18 protein-coding genes are annotated in these 20,863 nt (G+C 40.8%); 14 read left to right on the forward strand and 4 right to left on the reverse strand.

What is annotated here, in order from left to right:
- Positions 1-89 precede the first annotated feature (89 nt).
- The 11 genes from H2245_RS05120 (at position 90) to radA (ending at position 11,407) form a co-directional block, all read left to right on the forward strand.
- Entirely contained in the window at positions 90-704 is a 615-nt protein-coding gene (locus tag H2245_RS05120; RefSeq protein WP_182406321.1) for a 6-carboxytetrahydropterin synthase, read from the forward strand.
- Positions 704-1,204, forward strand: coding sequence for a tRNA (adenosine(37)-N6)-threonylcarbamoyltransferase complex ATPase subunit type 1 TsaE (gene tsaE, locus H2245_RS05125; protein WP_182406322.1), 501 nt, complete (start codon positions 704-706; stop codon positions 1,202-1,204). Before H2245_RS05120 ends, tsaE begins: the two co-directional genes overlap by 1 nt.
- A 72-nt stretch (positions 1,205-1,276) precedes the next feature.
- Complete coding sequence (gene mutL, locus H2245_RS05130; RefSeq protein WP_182406323.1) at positions 1,277-3,082, forward strand: DNA mismatch repair endonuclease MutL; 1,806 nt, start codon at positions 1,277-1,279, stop codon at positions 3,080-3,082.
- 87 nt (positions 3,083-3,169) lie between these two features.
- Positions 3,170-4,348 (forward strand): tRNA (adenosine(37)-N6)-dimethylallyltransferase MiaA, encoded by a 1,179-nt coding sequence (gene miaA, locus H2245_RS05135; protein WP_259365090.1) that lies wholly within the window; start codon positions 3,170-3,172, stop codon positions 4,346-4,348.
- A 378-nt stretch (positions 4,349-4,726) separates the two neighbouring features.
- On the forward strand, positions 4,727-5,272 hold the full coding sequence (hfq, locus tag H2245_RS05140) for an RNA chaperone Hfq (RefSeq protein WP_182406324.1): 546 nt from the start codon (positions 4,727-4,729) through the stop codon (positions 5,270-5,272).
- 304 nt (positions 5,273-5,576) lie between these two features.
- On the forward strand, positions 5,577-6,569 hold the full coding sequence (locus H2245_RS05145) for an SIS domain-containing protein (RefSeq protein ID WP_182406325.1): 993 nt from the start codon (positions 5,577-5,579) through the stop codon (positions 6,567-6,569).
- Positions 6,570-6,760: 191 nt separating this feature from the next.
- The gene (locus tag H2245_RS05150) at positions 6,761-7,336 is read left to right on the forward strand and encodes an HAD family hydrolase (RefSeq protein ID WP_182406326.1); all 576 of its coding nucleotides are present in this window, start codon (positions 6,761-6,763) and stop codon (positions 7,334-7,336) included.
- Positions 7,333-7,917 (forward strand): LPS export ABC transporter periplasmic protein LptC, encoded by a 585-nt coding sequence (gene lptC, locus H2245_RS05155; protein ID WP_182406327.1) that lies wholly within the window; start codon positions 7,333-7,335, stop codon positions 7,915-7,917. Before H2245_RS05150 ends, lptC begins: the two co-directional genes overlap by 4 nt.
- 222 nt (positions 7,918-8,139) lie before the next feature.
- Positions 8,140-8,625 (forward strand): lipopolysaccharide transport periplasmic protein LptA, encoded by a 486-nt coding sequence (lptA, locus tag H2245_RS05160; protein ID WP_259365114.1) that lies wholly within the window; start codon positions 8,140-8,142, stop codon positions 8,623-8,625.
- 276 nt (positions 8,626-8,901) lie between these two features.
- Entirely contained in the window at positions 8,902-9,612 is a 711-nt protein-coding gene (gene lptB, locus H2245_RS05165) for an LPS export ABC transporter ATP-binding protein (protein WP_182406561.1), read from the forward strand.
- A gap of 352 nt (positions 9,613-9,964) precedes the next feature.
- Entirely contained in the window at positions 9,965-11,407 is a 1,443-nt protein-coding gene (gene radA, locus H2245_RS05170; RefSeq protein WP_182406329.1) for a DNA repair protein RadA, read from the forward strand.
- A 156-nt stretch (positions 11,408-11,563) separates the two neighbouring features.
- Here the strand turns inward: radA and H2245_RS05175 are convergent, their stop codons facing one another.
- Positions 11,564-12,178 (reverse strand): septal ring lytic transglycosylase RlpA family protein, encoded by a 615-nt coding sequence (locus H2245_RS05175; RefSeq protein ID WP_182406330.1) that lies wholly within the window; start codon positions 12,176-12,178, stop codon positions 11,564-11,566.
- Between the two features lie 1,059 nt (positions 12,179-13,237).
- The gene (gene rodA, locus H2245_RS05180) at positions 13,238-14,386 is read right to left on the reverse strand and encodes a rod shape-determining protein RodA (protein WP_182406331.1); all 1,149 of its coding nucleotides are present in this window, start codon (positions 14,384-14,386) and stop codon (positions 13,238-13,240) included.
- 335 nt (positions 14,387-14,721) lie between these two features.
- Here rodA and H2245_RS05185 point away from each other — a divergent pair, with 335 nt between their 5' ends.
- Together H2245_RS05185 and H2245_RS05190 are read left to right on the forward strand one after the other, a co-directional pair.
- Positions 14,722-15,726, forward strand: a complete 1,005-nt coding sequence (locus tag H2245_RS05185; RefSeq protein ID WP_259365091.1) for a D-Ala-D-Ala carboxypeptidase family metallohydrolase — start codon at positions 14,722-14,724, stop codon at positions 15,724-15,726.
- 319 nt (positions 15,727-16,045) lie between these two features.
- Complete coding sequence (locus H2245_RS05190) at positions 16,046-16,603, forward strand: hypothetical protein (protein WP_182406332.1); 558 nt, start codon at positions 16,046-16,048, stop codon at positions 16,601-16,603.
- Between the two features lie 67 nt (positions 16,604-16,670).
- Here H2245_RS05190 and H2245_RS05195 read toward each other — a convergent pair whose 3' ends face one another.
- Entirely contained in the window at positions 16,671-18,221 is a 1,551-nt protein-coding gene (locus tag H2245_RS05195) for a pitrilysin family protein (RefSeq protein ID WP_182406333.1), read from the reverse strand.
- A gap of 122 nt (positions 18,222-18,343) precedes the next feature.
- Entirely contained in the window at positions 18,344-19,867 is a 1,524-nt protein-coding gene (locus H2245_RS05200; RefSeq protein WP_182406334.1) for a pitrilysin family protein, read from the reverse strand.
- Between the two features lie 284 nt (positions 19,868-20,151).
- On the opposite strand from H2245_RS05200, the gene H2245_RS05205 reads away from it, so the two are divergent.
- Entirely contained in the window at positions 20,152-20,439 is a 288-nt protein-coding gene (locus tag H2245_RS05205; RefSeq protein WP_182406335.1) for a hypothetical protein, read from the forward strand.
- Positions 20,440-20,863 lie beyond the last annotated feature (424 nt).

A 20,863-nucleotide genomic window follows, 5' to 3' on the forward strand; every position in this document is an offset into this window, starting at 1 on the left:
AGCGCATAAGCTTGGCGTCACGCTCGGCAAACTGTCATGTAGCACCTGTGAAAAATACAGGCGCTCACTGTTTTGGTTAAATTATTATTATGCGTATCCGTAAACTTTTTAAATTTGAAAATGCTCATATTGTCCGCAATTGTAGCTCTGAGCGCTGCAAACATTCTATTCATGGTCACAGCTATCAAATTGAGTTGATTCTTGAAGCCCAGAGGTTAGACCATGGGCAAATGGTCTATGATTTTGGCTTATTAAAATCATCGATTAAAGATATCATTGATAGCTTCGATCATGCGATTTGTTTTTGGAATCAAGATGATCCTGAATATATCGCGGCTTGCAAAAAATTCAGCGCGCGCTGGATAAGTTTGCCGGTATCGCCTTCAGCTGAGCAATTCTCACGAGTCATATTCTTTTGGTCACAAGAAATTCTCAAGCAAACCCAAATGAAAAATGGTGAGTCGGATGTCAGTGTCTATTCGGTAATCGCACACGAAACTGCAACCGGTTATGCGCAATGCTTTAGCGATGACGTTGCTAATGAGCAAATGGGTAAGCTTGAGCTTGCTGATTTTGAGTTTAGTGAACAAGTCAGTAGCGAGTGGCATGATCCAGAACTGTATGCCAAGCTGATTCGTGGTGAGCGTTTTGTGAATCCAGAAGTGAAGATGCAAGTATCTGTAAGTGATTCAGGAGTTGCCTGATGTCTAATGGTAATGAATATTTGCAAACGTTTACCCTATATTCAGAAGCAGATACGCAGCGTTTAGCCGAGCAACTGGCGGCGTTACCGTTATCAGGTAGTGTGTGGCTGGCAGGAGATTTGGGTGCAGGCAAGACCACATTGACACGCTATTGGTTGCAAGCGCTTGGTCATATTGGCGCAGTAAAAAGTCCGACGTATACGTTGGTTGAGCCGTATCAGATTCAACAGAAAGACGGTACGGTCAAGCCAGTTTATCATGTGGATTTATATCGTTTACAAGATCCTGAGGAACTATCCTTTATTGGCTTTGATGAGTATCTTGATGAGCCAAATGTGCTGATTATTATCGAATGGGCAAGCCGTGCGGACAGTTATTTGCCGCCACCCACTTTATTTATTGATATTAGCCAAGCTGCAAATAACAGTCGTCACGTTGAGTTAAGGCTTTCAAAAGTTGGACAAGCGCAAGGGTTGGATTTATCTTTAATAACAATATAATAAGTGCGTTAGCTCAGTCTTTAAAACCTATATGTTCTAAAAATATGCCTTATAAAAAACGTGTTTACCACTATGCTGGATAATATTGCTATCACTCGAATTAAAAAACTATCACCGCTACTGATCAATCAATTGGCAGCCGGTGAGGTCGTCACGCGTCCGGCAGCTGTGGTCAAAGAGCTGCTTGAGAATGCGATTGATGCTGGCGCGACTCATATTGAGGTGCGTATTACCCAAGGCGGTATGGGTATGATTGAGGTCGTGGATAATGGTTCAGGCATTCATCCTGACGATATGGTCATGGCAATTACCCGTCATGCAACCAGCAAAGTCGCTGATATTGCTACCCTACAAGGGATTAATACCTTAGGGTTTCGCGGTGAGGCACTATCGGCGATGGCGGCGGTGTCACGCTTGACCCTTATGAGCAGTCATGATGACAGTGGGGTTGGTCGCCAGTTACAGGTGGCAGGCGTCTTAGCGGATTTGCCAAAACTGACACCAGTTGTCCATAATCGAGGCACAACCGTTACCGTTAAAGATTTATATTTTAATGTACCAGCGCGGCGCGGCAATCTAAAATCTATTGGTACTGAATTTGCCCACATTGAAAATATTGTTCGTGAGGTGGCACTGGCGCGCGCGGATGTGACGCTCAGTCTTTTTCATGATAATAAAAAACGGTTATTACTATCAGCAAGTTCGGTTGAGACTGATACCAATATTAATAATAGCCGTTTGCCATTATCGCGGCTTGAGCAAGCATTGGGTACAGCATTAACGACCAACGCCATGCCAATCATCGTTGATTTATCCAGTTTGCTACAGTCTGCTGTAGAACCGCTAGAAACATCGGCAATGATTAGTGGTTGGTTATGGACAAGCCAGCAATCGCAAACGACATTGCCAAAACTACTTTACGTCAATGGACGGCTTATTAAAGAAGCGCTCATTAATAATCAATTACGCCAGCTGGCAGCAAGTGCGCAACTCGACGGTATTGGTTATGCACTGTATTTTGACTTGCCAACCCAATGGCTCAATATCAATGTACATCCGACCAAGCAGCGCATAAAAATTAGCCCGTTAAATAATATTATGGCGCATTTGGGACATGTGGTTGGGATTAAGCTTAAAAGCTTGCAGCGTAATATTTGTGCTACAAATAGCAAAGTAGTTAATGATGGCGTTAGTAATATAGATGGTATTACCGATACAAATGTCCCAAGAACATCAACTCCTATCTTAGATTTCAAACAGCAGATAAATAAAGAAATATCGTATAAAAGTGGTGCTAGAAGTCGTTCAGTTCAAAATGAACGCACGCGCCAGCATGTGGCATCATCACAAACGCCTTATCAACGTTCACTAATAACAGGTTTAGTCGCTAGTGATGTTAAATCTGAAAACGCCTGTGACGATAAACTACTTCTAGTGCTTTCTAATAATAACATCACGTTACCTCATTGCTTAGAGGTACTAGACAACAGCTTACCTAGCTATTCTGGTAAAGGTCTATTTTTGTCGACAGAGGATGACCGCTCAGCGCAGGGACTATTATTTTATAGTCAAAATCAGTGTTTATTGATTACAGAGAAAAACTGGCAAACTATTTGGCAAACCGTATTTAAAGATGAACTGGAATCTACTAATAAAGCTGGTATCACTTATTTAGCAGAACCACCGTTATTGATAAAAGATGTAAAGGACATTAACGCTCAGATTATTAATCAACAAATATGTAGCCATGTCATTCAATTGTCGGCTCAGCATTTGGATGAATTTGCAGCTGCGTTCGAGTACGCTTTACAACAACATGCGAGCGCTCGTATGGATACTAAGCAGTTACTCAGCATTATGTTGTCCTCTTCATCATAATAAATGCTCGCATTAATAAGCTAAGCGCTTTTAATTGTCCTTCATTGTTCATTGATTTACGCCACCATTTTTATACAAGGCAAATATATGCAATCGCCCTCTCGTAACTTATCTCATGGTTTGTATAATAAATTAGCGGATAATAGCGTGGTATGCTTGATGGCACCGACTGCCAGCGGCAAGACGGCATTGGCGTATGAGTTATATGATACTGGGCGCTATGAGTTAATATCCGTCGATTCAGCTCTTATCTACCGCGATATGAATATAGGAACGGCAAAACCGACCGCTGAGGAGCTGGCACGCTATCCGCATCATTTGGTGAATATTATTGATCCCATGCAGAGCTATAGTGTGGCTGAGTTTGTCACAGATGTTGCACGACTTATTGATACCTGTCATCAAAACGGCAAGATACCGTTGCTGGTTGGCGGAACGATGATGTACTACATGGCGCTATTAGATGGATTGTCACCAGTACCTGATAGCGACGATAATATACGCCAACAAGTAGAGGCGTGGCGACAAAGTGAAGGCATTCAGACGTTATATGAATATTTGGGCAAGGTTGACCCCGTTTGTCAGCAGCGTCTGCAACCTACCGATACCCAGCGTATCACTCGAGCCGTTGAGGTTTATTTACAGACAGATACGCCTATCAGTGAGTGGCAGCGCCAGCCAAAATCTGCCTTATCACACAATAAAAATCAGCAGTGGCATGCCATTACCATTATGCCTGATCGCGCATGGCTGCATCAGCGTATCGCTCAGCGCTTGGATATCATGTGGCATGAAGGACTAGTCGCTGAAATAATTGGCTTACTCGAACATTATCCTTTGACACCAAATCTACCTTCCATGCGCTGTGTGGGCTATCGACAAGTATTAGAGTATCTGGTGCAAATAAAGCACCCAGTATTTGAGCAGTCGCATTTAGATAGGGCACAGTTTTATGCAGCATTTGCCCCAGTTGAGGTGCCGTCTCAAGTTCAAGTGACTCAAGGTAACGATATTTTGGCAGCGGCACAAAAACCAAAGCCAAATAATACGCCTGAGGCGCTTGCTTGTTATCATATGCAAAATAAGGCATTATATGCCACAAGGCAGCTGGCAAAGCGTCAATATACTTGGTTACGTAAGCTGAATCAGTTGCCTTATGATCAATCAGGCGTATTTATGCTGACAGAATCACTTGATATTGGGCCGCTTAATACTATTTTTAGGTCATGTATTACGATGGAACAGGCAGCTCATTATTTGCGCTAACTTCTGTTATAGTCGTTAGCAGTTATGAATTTCGTTCCATACCTAAAAATACTTAGAATAAAACTAAGATATATAATGACACAAATGATGCTGTGCTGCTTACAGTTACAATGCATAACTATATGCCATATATAAAAGAACGAATAATAAGAAGTTTCCAAGCATAATAGTCATGACTGTTATAATATTAATATATTAAGACAAAGTGTTTCAAGATTAAACGTATTAACTAGATTATTTCAATAAAATAGCTTAAGCAGTGTTAATGCCTATTTAGATACGTTTCATTAATAACAATTATCATTGTATCTGAATATAATTATTATAATTACACCAGCGTTAATACTATAAATATGTACACCATTTAGGAGAGATTTCATGTCAAAAGGACAAACCTTACAAGATCCGTTCTTGAATTCGTTGCGTAAAGATCGCATCCCTGTCTCTATTTTTTTAGTAAATGGTATTAAACTACAAGGTCAAATTGAATCATTTGATCAGTATGTTGTGCTACTTAAAAATACAGTCAGCCAAATGGTTTATAAACATGCCATTTCAACCGTAGTGCCAGCGCGTAATCCAAGAGCTAGTAGCGCTACAGCCGTTACTGGACAAGTTCAAGGATCGCCATCAGGGTATCAAGGTAGCACGGGTAGTGGCTTTGAGCGTAGTAGCCCTGAGCGTGGTACAAGTAATGAGCGTAGCAGCACACCGAGTACTGGCTATGAAGATCGTGGCTTCGCAGCAGGACGCAGTAGCTTTAATCGTGGTGGCTTCGGTCAGGATCGCGGTTTTGAGCGCGGCGGCTTTGGTCAGGATCGCGGTTTTGAGCGTGGTGGCTTCGGTCAAGACCGAGGTTTTGAGCCGCCAGCAGATAACTCAGGCTTTGATCATACGCCAACTGATGATGATAATAATGGCTAGGTAATAGGTTACTACAGCATATAAAGATATTATCTCTTATTTAGCTTATAAAAAGACCTACTCATTAGTAGGTCTTTTTATATTGTCTACCTTTATTTTTTAATATTAAATTTAAAATTAGCCATTTAACCTCATATCTTCTTATAGCTTATATATTCTAAGTTTTAGCGTATCTATATTTAGAGAATATTATTAAGTTTCATGAAGTTTTTATATTAAGCCTAGTACGGTACTAATGACAGCGCAGATGATGTGAAACAAAACAGTAATTTATCACTATTGAATCAAAAAAATGAGTTCATTTATGAGTAATTCTAACCGAAGCTTAACCCATGAGCAGTTTATCTTGACCGCTATTGAAGCCATTACTACTGAAAAGTCGGCACTTGCACTACTCATAGAGCAGATAGACGATCGGTTTGCACAAGCTTGTGATACTATTTTGGAATGTAAAGGTCGGGTGGTAGTAACCGGAATGGGTAAGTCTGGACTGATTGGTCGTAAAATAGCTGCGACGTTTGCTTCTACCGGAACCCCATCGTTTTTTATGCATCCAGGTGAAGCAGGGCATGGCGATTTAGGAATGGTGGTCAAAGGCGATGTGTTGATTGCTATCTCTAACTCTGGCGAATCTGATGAAATCAGAACGTTGTTGCCAGTAGTAAAACGTTTAGGTATTCCACTGATTAGTATTAGCCGTGATAAGCGTGGCATGCTACCTCATGCTGCCGACATTGCTTTAACCTTAGGGCATTCACAAGAAGCCTGTCCGTTAAATCTCGCTCCGACTTCAAGCACGACGGCTACTCTTGCTTTAGGCGATGCGCTTGCCGTGGCGCTGGTTCACGCACGCAATTTTACTTCTGAGGATTTCGCCTTATCACATCCAGCTGGCGCGCTTGGTCGCCAATTGCTCACGCGAGTTGAGGATTTAATGCATACGCGCTTGGAAAATCTACCCGTGATTGATGAGCAAGCGCCTCTTCGTACAGCATTATTTACCATGACCAACGGTCGTCTAGGAATGACTGTGGTGACCGATGAGGCGCAAAAAGTTGTTGGTGTCTTTACTGATGGCGATTTACGGCGTAGTTTAGAGAAAGAAATTGATCTTGACACGACTATGGGTAAAATAATGACACGCAATCCTCGCCATGTTAGCAAAACCATGCGCGCATCTGATGCTCTTAGTGTTATGAATGAGAATGCTATCGGTCAGTTATTAGTAATGGATGAGAACGCTCATTTGGAAGCTATTATTACGGTTCATGACTTGCTAAATGCTGGAGTTAAATAAGTATTAAACGCTATAATGTTTTTATTTGCCAAGCAGCTTATATTTTAAGTAGGGCGCATTTTTATACTGTAGTATTATGACCGAAAAATGATGTGAATTAGAAATTGCTATTAATAGAAGAACGTTGCCAATAAAAGTGTCATAAATTAAAAATATCACAAACTAAAAATAAAATAGATAAGAGACCACTCATGCAAGATTTAATTAAAAAAGCCGGTAAAGTTAAGCTGCTCATAATGGATGTGGATGGTATTTTATCCAATGGGCAGATTATCTATGATGCTGATGGCATTGAGACTAAAGCCTTTTCAGTGCAAGATGGTGTAGGCGTAAAGTCATTAGCACGCTATGGTATTTTGACCGCCATTATTACCGGTCGTAGCAGTGCTATGGTGAATAAACGGGCTGCTGAAATGGGCGTCAATTACGTAATACAAGGGCGCGATGATAAACTGGTTGCTTTGACTGAGCTGTTGTCTACTATTGACAAATCGCTTAATATAAGCGTCGCTGATTGCGCTTATATGGGTGATGACTTACCTGATATTAAAGCCATGCAATCAGTTGGCTTTGCTGCTACTGTGCCTAATGCGCATTCAGAAGTGATCAACCGTAGTGATATGGTCACCACTCGGGCAGGTGGTTATGGCGCAGTGCGAGAGGTTTGTGATCTTATTTTAAAGGGTCATGGATATTATAAAGATTTTATCGCCCATCACACATTACCTCACTCTTCATTAGGTAGTGCTCAGGATAACTTGTCGTGAATACTCGTGTTTTAATTATTTTAGCGTTAATTATCGCCGTTATTGCTGGTTGGTTCTTTCAGCAGCAAGGCGAAATCGCACCTCCTGTTAAGATAGCGCCTTCTGAAGTGGATTATGAAGCGACAGATATTAAGGCGGTACAGACTAACGAGCAGGGTGAGACGGAATATGAAGTAAACGCAGAGTCATTGACGCATAATCCGGTCACTAATCAAGATGAGATGTCCGGCATTACGATGAATTGGGAACCGTCCGATGAGCAGCGCTACCGAATTCAAGCTGGCAGCGCTGCTATCAATCAGCAGACAGGGGAGCTGCGCTTGTCAGGCGGTTTTACCTTGAGTAGTGAAGAGCAAAAAGCAGCAACGGGTATTGAGCCTATTACAGTGACCGGTCAAACCCTCAAAGGCAACACCAAATCACGGCAGGTATATAGTAATGAGCCGGTTAAAGTGGAACAAGGGATGAACCGTTTTCAAGCGTCCAGCATGAAGGCAAATCTTGAAACTGGTGAATATGAGTTTGGTCAAGTTGCGGTTAGCTTTACCCCAGCAGCTCGAAAGGATAAAGCGCTTTTTTAAAGCACTGCCATTTTGTCGCATTGCCCTTTATACTTAACCTATTATTTTTCTGGTTTGTCTTTGTATTTAGCATCTATCTAATATACCTAATCTGGTTTGCCTGAGCGCATTATTTATTCATTATCACAAGAGTAATCATTTATGAAATTCGACTTTTTGCCGACTGTGCGCTCAGTATCGCGCCGCCTTCAAGTTCCACGTTATGTGCGCTCGGTATCAACGATGATGTTGCTGGCACTACCGTTATACAGTCATGCATTGCCGTCAGATGCAAATCAGCCTATTAAACTTTTGGCAGATAAGGCAACGTATAGTGAACGTACCGGGGTAACCAGTTATTCAGGCAGTGTCATTATCACTCAAGGCTCGCTGAAGATGACTGCAGATAATATTACGGTTAATCTGTCTCAAGGGCGCAGCATTAATTCTGCAGTAGCAACCGGTCGACCTGCAACGATGCAACAGATTGTGACTCAAGAAAAGGGTCTCGCAAAAGGGCAAGCAAATACCATTGACTATAATGCCGTTACAGGCATTGTTACTTTGACTGGTAATGCCAGACTGGTACAAAATGGAGCAAGTTTTGCTGGTAATGTCATCCGTTATAGCCTAAAAGCGGGTGATGTTGAGGCCACAGCAGGCGGCAATCAGCGCGTTGAATTGGTGTTCCCGCCCAATAATAGTAACAGCCAGCGTAGCATTCGCTAATTAGCAGCATGATAATGCAATCTTAGTTTCATTTAAATTTTGTAATAGCAAGAGTACGGTATGAGTGATAATAATTTCAACAATACCAGTAGTAACGGTAATAATGTTACTGAGCATGATGGCAATACTAACGACGACATCCGTGGGCAGCAGGCACAAGCAACTGTGCATGAGTCAGCACATGTCAGCTTTAATAAAGAGCCTTATGACAATGAACTGCTCAAAAAAGAATCGACTACTGATTTAAATTTAAACTCAGCCGTTCCTACCTTGGTTATGCAGAACTTGGGCAAGCGATATGGTAAGCGCTGGGTTGTGAAAGATGTGTCTTTTTCGGTTGAACAAGGGCAAGTCGTTGGGCTATTGGGTCCTAACGGGGCAGGCAAGACCACCAGTTTTTATATGGTGGTTGGTCTGGTCAATATGGATAAAGGGCGGGTCACTTTAGGTAAAATGGATTTGTCCAAATACGCCATGCATGAGCGCGCGCGCGCAGGCATTGGTTATTTACCGCAAGAAGCGTCTATCTTCCGCAAACTATCTATTGAAGATAATATTTTAGCGATTTTGCAAACCCGTAAAGAACTGTCAGTAGCAGAACAACGTCAAGAGCTTGAAAAATTGATTGGTGAGTTTCATTTAGAGCATGTACGCCAATCGCTCGGTATGAGTGTGTCAGGCGGTGAGCGTCGACGCTGTGAGATTGCTCGTGCTTTGGCTGCGAATCCTAAATTTATATTGTTGGATGAGCCATTTGCGGGTGTCGATCCAATTTCTGTTGGTGATATTAAAGATGTTATTTTAAATCTAAAAAATCGCGGTATTGGTGTATTAATCACCGATCATAACGTCCGTGACACCTTAGCTATTTGTGAAAAAGCCTATATTGTATCCGAAGGGGCTATCATTGCTAAAGGTACACCGCAAGATATCTTAGATAATGAGCTGGTGAAAAGTGTTTATTTGGGTAAAGATTTTCAAGTATAAGAGTTAGCGTTTTGTAAACGCATCACTTTTCTATAGACCAGTACCGTTTATCATTATGACGCTACTGGTTTGCATCAGATGTTTTTTTGATATATCGCCAAACTTCTCTACAATGTAATGTCTTTTCAATTGAGCTTAGAGACTGATCCTTATTGTATATCGTCTTATTCAAAACATTACTTCTTCTCAAGCTATCATTTTACTCATATCATTATACCTATTACGGTTTATCTAGCAGAGGCAGACGTATCTAAAATATTTGCTATTTTTAGATGCTTTATTGCTCAACTGCTCTCGTTGTCTATTAATAATAAATACTCTTAATTGCTAATTTAAATAAGGCTTATATTTCATGGCAAAAAATAAAAGTAGCTATATCTGCCAGCATTGCGGTGCGCATTTTGGGCAGTGGGCAGGGCAATGTACCGATTGTGGTGAATGGAACAGCTTGGTTGAAGCGCCCAATGTTAGCATGCCGCATCATAATAAAAGCACGGCGAAACCTCATAGCAGTCGTGCTACCCCGCGTATCCCTAGCAGTGATGCAAAAGCAGGTAACTATGCCGGAACACATAGTGCGGTCATGCCACTGAATGCTGTGAGTGTGACGCTGGATACTCGTATGCCGACAGGAATCAGCGAGTTTGATCGAGTATTGGGTGGCGGCTTGGTAGCGGGTTCTGTAGTGCTTATTGGTGGTGACCCTGGCATTGGTAAATCGACTATCTTGCTACAAACAGCGACTAATATGGCGCGCGCTGATTCATTAGCAGGCAGTGCGTTGTATGTGACTGGTGAGGAGTCGCTTGCGCAAGTTGCTATGCGTGCTAAGCGTTTAGATCTGCCAGCGGATCGTTTGCGCGTATTGGCTGAGACCAATGTTGAGACTATTTGTGCCGCATTAACACAAGAACAGCCTGCCATTGCTATTATTGACTCGATTCAGACCATTTATACCGATGCGATTAATTCTGCACCCGGCGGCGTCAGTCAAATTCGTGAATCTGCGGCTATTTTGACTCGTTATGCTAAGCAAACAGGAACGGCACTATTTCTAGTGGGTCACGTGACAAAAGAAGGTACATTGGCAGGACCGCGAGTGCTTGAACACATGGTTGATACGGTTTTGTATTTTGAAGGACAATCGGATTCGCGTTTTCGTATGATTCGTGCGGTCAAAAATCGCTTTGGCGCGGTTAATGAATTGGGTATTTTTGGAATGACAGATATGGGGTTAAAAGAAGTTGCGAACCCTTCTGCTATTTTTCTGAGTCGCTATGATAAACCAGTTGCTGGGTCAGTGGTGATGGTTAGCCGCGAAGGCACACGTCCATTATTAGTGGAAGTCCAAGCACTGGTGGACGATTCGCAAGGACAGCCAAGACGTATGGCGCTTGGGCTTGATTTTCAGCGCTTATCGATGCTGCTTGCGGTTATGCATCGTCATGGCGGTATTCATACCAGTGGGCAAGATGTGTACGTCAACGTTGTGGGTGGAGTAAAAGTTATCGAGACGGGCTCAGACTTAGCAGTGTTACTGGCATGTGCGTCCAGTATCAAGGAGCGAGCATTACCTTCATCATTAGCAGTATTTGGTGAAGTGGGCTTATCGGGTGAAATTCGTCCAGTACCTAATGGACAAGAACGCTTAAAAGAAGCCATGAAGCATGGTTTTACTCATGCTATCGTACCAAAATCCAATGCACCAAGTACTAATAGTGCTCAATTTGCAGGCATTACCATTATTGCAGTAGAACGATTGGATGATGCCATTCAAAGAGCTTTCGAATTATAACTGCTATAAATGTTGGTATTAATAATAAATTGATAGATAGATTAATAATAGATACATAAAAAAGTGCCTTGCTAAATTAATAGCAAGGCACTTTTTTTATAAAATAAATCAGTTCAAATTCAATAAATTAAATCTATAATAATTAATTATCTATAATTAAGGTCCAGATACACGCTCAATAGATACATTACCAACGCCTTTACTGGTGATGCCAAGCTGCTTGGCTGCGCCATAAGATAAATCCATAACACGATTACCATGGAATGGACCTCGGTCATTTACTTTTACCACAACAGACTTACCATTGCTCTTGTTAGTCACTTTCACATAACAGTTCAATGGCAATGAGCGGTGCGCTGCCGTTAAACCATTCATATCAAAGGTATCACCACTGGCAGTTTTACGACCATGGAACTGACGACCATACCAAGAAGCCAAACCATTTTGCTTAAATTTACTGACAGAGTTTGATGCTACTGCGGTTAAACGTTCAAGCACATCTTCATCATCGGTTGCTTGACTGCTATTGCTCGCAAGTAACGAGCTACTAAGGGCCAGTGATGTAGGCTGACGAGCAGATTTAACTAGGCTTGATGCATTGTTATGCTGGCGAGTAAGTTCGCCGAGTACACGATCGATATGGGAGGCGTTATCTTGAGACAAAGTCACAAGAGAGGTTTTGGATTCTGCTGCCTGTACGTTGGAGGCCATTGCTGAGCCCGCAAATACACATAAAGACATAGTCAGTAAACCAGATAAACGCTTATTCATAAATACCTCTATAACTTATACCTTAAAACCTAATCTACGTTAAAACTTACTATTAACGGTCGCAGATTGAGCATGACTGCATTAGACCACTCTAATGACGAGACGTACTCTAAAGCCTTGTATAATACACTATCACCCGAAAGTGTAGTGTCAGAAGCTTTAATAGATTTTAACATATGGATAATTTTTTTAATTCATCATAAGATTGCGGGCGATCGTGTAAATACACATATGACATACTAACAATAATGATATGTTCACAGGACAGAAGATACTGTCACGCTTAAAAAATATAGCATGCTTCAAATATTAATTATCAACAATAATCTACTATTAAAATAATGAAATAGCAAATCACCATTTTAAATGATGATTACCTACTTCGAGCCAGCACTATAGTCAGTAGAGGGTAATGATAAGATACGACCACAGAATATTTTTGTTTTTAAATTTTCTATTACCGTTCAGTGGCTCGTCATAGTTGTCTGAATTCTTATTATAGTGAGTAGCTCCCACCCAACTAGAATCAAATGCTAACTTATTTAGTAGCTCTGTACGGCTTATGTATCAAAAACACAGTAAAAAGAGAGTAACGCAATTTTTTGTAAAAAACAAGTCTTAATACTTAGGGGAAAATATGAAGAAATAGTAGATTGCTAGCCTATAAGAAGTATAAATATTTACATTTATTTCCAATAAAAACAAATAGTTAGTATTACTGATATCAGGGGTATATTAAGGTTAATATTCAGTATTTGTTAATAAATATTAACCATTGAGACACATTGGTTATAACTTAATTGGCTTATTTTTCTGTCTTTTTAAAGTAAAAACCTAAGAGTAACAAGCGTAGATATAAGTGTTTTTCGTTAATTTAGTATATATAAAACATTAATTATTAAATGAGATAAGTAAGAGTAAGCTTAAGAAGGTTATCCTACATAAATATTAATATTCAAATACTTCACCTAGCTTTTCTTCCAATATTTTAGAGGTGGATTGACTCATTCAAGGAGTGATATCCTTTATAGAAGGTGTAGTTATAAAGGATTATATAGCTTACATTAGGAGTTTTTTATGAGTATTGATCGACATTAGTATGCCAAACCCACCCATCAATGTCACAATAGCTGTGCCACCGTAGCTGATAAACGGTAGAGGCACACCAACAACAGGCAAAATACCACTAACCATCCCGACATTAACAAAAATGTAAACGAAAAATGACATAGTAATCGCGCCTGCTAAGAGACGACTATAAGTATCAGGATGAGTAAAGGTAATGTATAGAGCGCGGCTGAGCAGACAAGCATAGAGAAAGAGTAATAGTATAACCCCAACTAAGCCAAACTCTTCAGAGAATGCGGCAATGATAAAGTCAGTATGACCTTCTGGTAAGAAGTGAAGATGCGATTGCGTACCATCTAAATACCCTTTACCCGTGATGCCTCCTGCACCGATTGCCGTTTGCGATTGAATAATATTCCAACCAGCCCCTTGCGCATCTATTTCTGGATTAAATAAAGTCAACACTCTCATTTGTTGATAGTCATGCAATAAAAAATTCCAGGCAAATATCATTATAGGTATAGATAACGCGATAGCACCGCCAATCATCCACCATGATAAGCCCGCTAGAAACAATACGAAAAAACCGCTCGCTGCGACGAGTAATGAGGTGCCTAAATCAGGTTCTTTAGCGATTAATAAAACAGGTAATATGATAAGGATTAACGTTATCGCAATACTAGAAAAAGAGGGCGGCAATTCACGCTTGGATAAAAACCAAGCACACATCATCGGCATCCCAAGTTTCATAAACTCCGATGGTTGCACACTGCCAAATACTGGTAGATTGATCCAGCGCTGTGCACCCATCCGCACTTCTCCAATAATATCCACCAAAACCAATAACACCAGACCTAAAACATAAAAAATGGGCGTAAAGGTGTAATAAAGTCGAGGCGGGATTTGCGCCATAATAAACATCACAACAAAAGCAATACCATAGCTGGCAATCTGCCGTAAAATCATTTCGCTGTCTTGAGCGGAAGCACTATATAAAATAGTCAGCCCAACACAACATGTGGTCAATAATAATAGGGTTGTCCATGGATCAAGATGCAGGCGTTGCCATATAGTCGTCTCAGAATAAGGATCGAAATAGGAGCTCTGACGTGACAGGCGATATTGTGAGCTAAAAGACATAGGCGGCAGGTGACTATACTAAAGAAAGAAAAAATAGAGAGGAAAAAAATAAGTTATAAAAAGAATGTATTTAAAACGGGTGTAAAAACAACTTAATTGTAGCAACTTAGTGATTGTTTAAAAGTGGCAAATTAAAAGCCATAAAACAACGTAACATAAGCGTAAATACTATCATCAAACCGTAACTCTATAGCAATCAAGTAACGTAATTATTAAAACTTATAAGGATAAGTGTTAATAAGCCATAATGAGCCTAGTGTAACGGACGATATTTTAGCCTGTCCATTTAAAATTTGGTAGTATCGATACCATATTTTTTGAGACAGCTGTTTGCAATGAAAAACATAATTATTAATAAGACGAGACGAGTGCTGTGGTCTGATCATAGTCTTACTATCCTCTCATTTGTTTCTGCTAATATTAAACCATTTTTATCGATCTTTGTCTTCGGTATGAGTGCTGCAACGGTTCAGGCTGCTATCATCAGCGATAGTAGTGAGCGCCGGGTCCAAGTGAGACAAAGCAGTGGCACAGGATACATTAGTAAAGCGCAGCCAAATGTCATGGACGATAATGGCATACGTATGGTCAGTCGCAATGAGCTAAATGGCGATAGTATGCAAGGACTCATAGAACAAAAGCAGCGTGAGTTCGATTTCGACGCCAAGCTATCAATCGATGAAAGTAAGCGTGTCCATATTAATAAAAAGCTACCTGCTTACAATACTGTTTATAACACGACTTCTGACCCTGTTTATAACACAGGTAATCGCGATTATAGTCAATCTACAGCACTAGATTTTAATAGCTGGCTTAATACAAATAGCTATCGCGCTCAACAAATTGCCAGTTTTCAACGTTATCTAAACGCCCAGTTGGGTGCCAAAAATGTGCCGCCAATGGCGCAGCTGTTGACCACTGCTCGAAGCTGGGATAAATGTGGCTATGAGCCGTATCAATTGCCGCCACAAGAATTATGGTCAAATATCGTACCAACGCTACGGCTGTATAGTAATTTAAAAAATCAAGGCGTCCTGCCACGTAGTGCCGAAATTCGCTCCGTATATCGTAGCCCTGATTTGAATGCCTGCGCTGGCGGTGCTAATAGTAGTAAGCATATGACAGCGGGAGCGATAGATATTTGGGTGCCTGAATATGAAAACAACTTATGGGCACGCAGTAGTATGCAAGATGGCTTGTGTCAGTTTTGGCAATACCAAGGTGAGATTTACAGCTTTGGACTTGGCTTATATGCAACCGGTGCCATTCATCTGGATACACAAGGCTATCGTAAATGGGGTTTTGACCATGCCAGTAGTAACTCAACCTGCCGATATTAATCGAAAGATGCCATAATATAGTTATTATTATTATTTACCTTCAATAAATTTAGTTCGCACGACAAGAGAAAAAAACTGATGGTCGTGTATATTTCTTTTGTCAAAGGCTGTTAATATCCATAAATATTATATAGAAATCGCTAAATATTCAAATTAACAGATAATTGGTCGGAAATACAGATGGGCGGAGGAGAGGTTCAGAGGGAAATATGTTCTAATACTGGCGGATTAATGTTCATTATTATGTTTAAAGCTTATTTTGATCCTTTCTATGTAAATTGTCGATTATAGGGGTAATAAATAGGCATAAGTGAGATTTATGAAAAGCTTGTGGTCAGCAATAACAAAAACGCATTACTTTCATTTGGGTCGATACTTAGCCATACCGTTAAATTTGGTTCATATATTTCTTATCATTGTTTCTCTTGTAGTATTGGTACTAATCAATATATATAACTCTACAGAGACTGTTGCGTCCTCAGGGGACAAAAATTCAGCGTTAAAAAAACAACAAATTGCTGAAATCGAAGATAGTATTAACAATTCCCATGCCCGTTTAGCCGCTAATCACTTGGATATATGTCCAAAAATGCTACAAAAAAAGGTGGGCGACAATACTATTGAACGCGTGGGCGAAGTGATGATCAATGAATATTGTGATTACTTTTTTTATCCTCAGAGTGGTGAGGTAATTGGTACTAAGGTTAGTGATAGTAAAATTGAAGCTTTATTAATCGTACCAAGTGTGCACAATTTCGCTGATGGTGATTACCGAGTTGATTCTTACGATAAGCATGTCATACGATTGTCCTACAATGGTACTGAGTATCCGCCCAAACAACTAACCTATGATTTCACTATTAGCTTTAATAATTAAGAACTCAGTACTTAATTATTAAAGCTTAAGTTCTTAGCTTGCAATATCATCAGCCTCAGCTCGTTACTTATTTTACCTTTTTGCTATCTTTAGTATTTTTCCATGGATTATTTTCGCCTACCGTTACGATTAAAAAAGTATCGGGCTGCAACGTGTCGCGTAGCGTTTGGTTAACGGCAGGAAGCTGAACCTTATCAATACGCGCTATGTAGTTGTTTAAATAATCATCGGGCAATTGATAAAAATTCATCATACCTAACAAACCATTAATTCCAGCATTGCTAGCAAAACCCATTGGAAAACTATTCTTTAAGTTATCCGTGGTTAACTCCATCTCAGCGTTGTTGATACCTTTATCTAAAGTATCGTTGATAACTTCAATACTGGCATCAATCGCGGCTCGTGCTTTATCATTGCGCGTGGCAAAGCCAATCTGGTATGGACCGCGCGCGAGCATGGGACTCATAGAGCCCGAAATACCGTAAGTATAGCCAAGGTTTTGGCGAATCTCAGTCATCAGACGGGCATTAAAGTCACCACCTGCCAGAACCTCATTGCCAACGGCAAAGTTGGTTTGCTGCTGCTGAGCTTTTGGGTCAGTAGCACGTTTTTCGCCTAATTGTCCCATTAAGACCGTTGTTTGTGTGCTGGGAAAAGGAATATGAATATGCTGCGCTTTCGTTAAGGGTTTAGGCTCTGGCAGCATTGCCGCCTTTTTGCCAACTGGTAGGTCAGCAGTGAGACTGTCAGCCATTTTTTTGGCTTGGCTTAAGGTTAAGTTACCTGTTATCGCCAGTGATGCATTAGCAGCCACCAAATAGCGTTTTTGAAAATCGGTCAGATCCTTTTGTGTAATACTGGGGACTGTATCGAGCGTACCGGAAGTGGGATGGGCATAAGGGTGCGTGCCATATAACGCTTGATTAAAAGCGATGCTGGCAAGGCTGCCAGGGTCTTGTTTTTGTTGTTGTAAACCTACCAATAATCGTGCTTTATTACGCGCTAAAATTTTGGCATCGAAACTTGGCGTGGTCAGCATTTGGGTCATCAACTCAACCGAAGGTAATAAGTGCTCATCATCAGACAAGCTGCGCAAGGATACGATAAACATATCTTTATAAACGCTGCTATCTAAATTAACGCCTAAAGTTTCCACCGCGCGCGTAAAGTCATCTTCAGCTAATGTAGTGGTGCCTTGTGGGAGCATCGTTGCTACCATATTGGCAATGCCAAAACCATCAGCACGAATGTCACCGTCACGTGCGCTACCAGCATTAAAGCGTAAATCAATATCGACAATCGGTAGTGCTTCTGCTCGAACAAAAGCTACTGGTACCCCAGAGCTGGTATTGAAATGTTCAATGGTGGGTACAGTGACTTTTAACGGTTTGACATTATCAAGACTACTGAGTTTTGAGAGTGCGGCAATGGGTGCGCTGGTATCAATCGTGGCAGCCGATGCGCGATTTTCATCGGCATAAGCGGGCGCTACTAAAGCGGTTAATGCGAGAGTTATACTTAACGTCAAAGTTGAGGTTAAAAAAGATTTTCGTATTGAAGGGATATTATCTGTCGTAAATGTTTTTACATTCGGCGATATAGAAGTCTTATAAGTCATCACGCTCTTCTTAATAATAAGTTTTAAAACCATACTGTTTAAAGATGAACACGCATGGTTGATTAAATATGAGTCTGCATAAAGTAGCTAAGGGCACATAGGAGCAATATTAATTAGTAGTCTTAATTAGCGACTTTAGCTCTGGTTATCTTAGTGGTCTGATTCGTTTTTGCTGCGTCAGTCTTTCCTGCTTTATCAGCGGGTGGAACGATATGCATGACAGTTAAGTTGTCTTTAACCAGATATTTTTTGCTTGCTGCCTGAATATCGGCAACCGTAATACTATCGAGCTTAGCAGGTAAAGTCGCAAGCAGTCGATCATCCAGTCCAATAGATTGTAGCGAGCCTATCATTTGCGCTTGTCCTTCCATACTGTCTTGAGCGTAGATAAGTCCGGTGACGGTATTGGTTTTGGCACGGCTAATCTCATCGGGTGCAATTGGATCCGTCGTCAATTTATTGATTTCGGCGATAATTGCCTGTTGTGCCTGCTCTAAACTAACACCTTCACGCGGTGTGGCTTGAATTAAAAACAACCCATCGCCACGATCTAACAAGTTATATGAGGTGCCAACGGAGGTTAGTAAACCTTGCTCGCGAATCAAACGCTTCTCTAAACGCGCAGACAAGCCGCCATCTAATACGTCCTGAGCAAGCGATAAGGCATAAGCTTGCTTCTCATCTTTTGCGCCTATCGTCAGTAAGCTTGGTACGTTATATCCCATGAGTAATACAGGCACTTGTACTGCTTGCTCGGAGCTAACTTGTTTATAACCGCGAAAACCTCGTTGGCTGACAGATGGACGCTGGGGCAGCTGACTGATCGGCAGCTTACTAAAGTAGCGTTTAACCTGAGTTAATACCTCTTCAGGCTTCACATCGCCAACGATAACCAACGTGGCATTATTAGGTGCATACCATGTTTTATACCAGTCTTTTAACTCGGGCAAGGTAATCGATTCAAGCTCGCTCATTGGACCAATGACGGACTCACCTTTAGGGCTGTTGGGCAAAGCCAGCAGGCGAAACGACTCATAAGCCTTTGCAAGTGGATTGTCATCGGTACGCTGACGACGCTCTTCCATTACCACTTGATGCTCTTTGGCAAATTCCTTAGCATCAAAGCGTAAATTGACCATGCGATCCGCTTCTAACTCTAGCGCTAGTGGCAAGCGATTCGCTGGAAACAGCTCGTAGTAGCCCGTATAGTCGTAGCTGGTAAACGCATTATTGACCCCACCAAATTTTGCAATCAGCCGCTCAAAGTCTTCACTAGATACATTACTGGTACCTTTAAACATCATGTGCTCCAGTAGATGTGAGATACCACCCTTATCCAGCGGCTCATCGGTTGAACCCACTCGATACCAAATTTGGGTCATAACCACAGGGGCACGGTGATCTTCTTTGATAATTACCTTTAAGCCATTATCCAGCACATATTCATGACGCCCTGAGATATCCATTGCTAGTTTTGACGGCTTAAGTGATGAGTTGTCAGTTTGCGTATTTGTGGTTTGATTGGCTTGGGGTACTGTGGGCAATGACGATGCATCAGGTTGGGTGAGAGTAGTGGTCTGACAAGCGGCAAGGGTACTGGCAAGGGCTAATGCGAAGGCGTTACGCAAGACAATAGAAGATGACATAAAAGCTCTACTTATAAAAATGATGTCTGAATGAGTTTATGCTAAAGATTTATTTTTGATCTCTGATGCTGCTAAATGGAACAATCTTCTTAAAGTAATCAGATATTAACTGCCAAATTCGACTATAAAATATCTTTAATGTTAGAAATAAAAATGGCAGTTGGTTCAAGTGCTTGTAACGTTGCGCAACCAAAAGTCGAGTAGCACAGTGCCATAATAAATAGTGCATTGATAATGTTAGTTATTGTTTTAGGTATAGTTCTGAACGTTTTATTTGTACGTGAGTGCAGTATACGCAACATGATAGACCTTATTTATTCAAAGTAACGCTGGTGATTGTTAATACTCAACCTTGTCATAACGATTCATTATTGATATTTATTGTCATGGGCTATAATTATAAAGATTTATGCGCCCCAACTATGACACTGGCAGTTGGCTTAAATTCATGTGTTGTATTGCATCCTGTCAAAGACATCATTAATGTTACTGTTGTGCATACCATTCCTAGTTTTAAGTATTTTGAAAAATACGAATTGGTAAGACGTGTTGTAGCAGATAAATTAGCATGAGGAGTTAATGACATAACAATTCCAAAAGTAGTTAATGAACAGGGGAAATAATAGGACAATTATGAGTAAAGTTATAATGGACTTTATATGACGACATAACGGTAAGCAGACTGTAGCGAAGTTTAGCGTAGCAAAAGTCATAATTTTGTGACTAAACCTTAAGCTAACCTCTCTTAGAAGCATTAAATGGAATAGTAATAGCCCTTATCATGGGGCTGAGCGTCGACTGAATTATGCTAAACTATAATAAAAATGCATACTGTTGCTAGTATTGTTGCCCGTGCAGCTATAACCGGCATGATAATTATATTACTCAAGATACCAATTTTAGGGCGAATTTATGAATAATGCAGATAATGCCAATCGTGTCGTCATCAACCTAGATGGAGGGTTTGATGACTTGGATGACGATGATATTACCTTA

The sequence above is a fragment of the Psychrobacter sp. GP33 genome (assembly GCF_014119005.1).
In the GTDB taxonomy this organism is placed as follows: Bacteria; Pseudomonadota; Gammaproteobacteria; order Pseudomonadales; family Moraxellaceae; genus Psychrobacter.

Bases quoted from the DNA above. Each gene is read 5' to 3' on its own strand.
- H2245_RS05120 (WP_182406321.1), top strand. From the start codon at position 90: ATGCGTATCCGTAAACTTTTTAAATTTGAAAATGCTCATATTGTCCGC.
- tsaE (WP_182406322.1), top strand. From the start codon at position 704: ATGTCTAATGGTAATGAATATTTGCAAACGTTTACCCTATATTCAGAA.
- mutL (WP_182406323.1), top strand. From the start codon at position 1,277: ATGCTGGATAATATTGCTATCACTCGAATTAAAAAACTATCACCGCTA.
- miaA (WP_259365090.1), top strand. From the start codon at position 3,170: ATGCAATCGCCCTCTCGTAACTTATCTCATGGTTTGTATAATAAATTA.
- hfq (WP_182406324.1), top strand. From the start codon at position 4,727: ATGTCAAAAGGACAAACCTTACAAGATCCGTTCTTGAATTCGTTGCGT.
- H2245_RS05145 (WP_182406325.1), top strand. From the start codon at position 5,577: ATGAGTAATTCTAACCGAAGCTTAACCCATGAGCAGTTTATCTTGACC.
- H2245_RS05150 (WP_182406326.1), top strand. From the start codon at position 6,761: ATGCAAGATTTAATTAAAAAAGCCGGTAAAGTTAAGCTGCTCATAATG.
- lptA (WP_259365114.1), top strand. From the start codon at position 8,140: ATGATGTTGCTGGCACTACCGTTATACAGTCATGCATTGCCGTCAGAT.
- lptB (WP_182406561.1), top strand. From the start codon at position 8,902: ATGCAGAACTTGGGCAAGCGATATGGTAAGCGCTGGGTTGTGAAAGAT.
- radA (WP_182406329.1), top strand. From the start codon at position 9,965: ATGGCAAAAAATAAAAGTAGCTATATCTGCCAGCATTGCGGTGCGCAT.
- H2245_RS05175 (WP_182406330.1), bottom strand. From the start codon at position 12,178: ATGAATAAGCGTTTATCTGGTTTACTGACTATGTCTTTATGTGTATTT.
- rodA (WP_182406331.1), bottom strand. From the start codon at position 14,386: ATGTCTTTTAGCTCACAATATCGCCTGTCACGTCAGAGCTCCTATTTC.
- H2245_RS05185 (WP_259365091.1), top strand. From the start codon at position 14,722: ATGAAAAACATAATTATTAATAAGACGAGACGAGTGCTGTGGTCTGAT.
- H2245_RS05190 (WP_182406332.1), top strand. From the start codon at position 16,046: ATGAAAAGCTTGTGGTCAGCAATAACAAAAACGCATTACTTTCATTTG.
- H2245_RS05195 (WP_182406333.1), bottom strand. From the start codon at position 18,221: ATGACTTATAAGACTTCTATATCGCCGAATGTAAAAACATTTACGACA.
- H2245_RS05200 (WP_182406334.1), bottom strand. From the start codon at position 19,867: ATGTCATCTTCTATTGTCTTGCGTAACGCCTTCGCATTAGCCCTTGCC.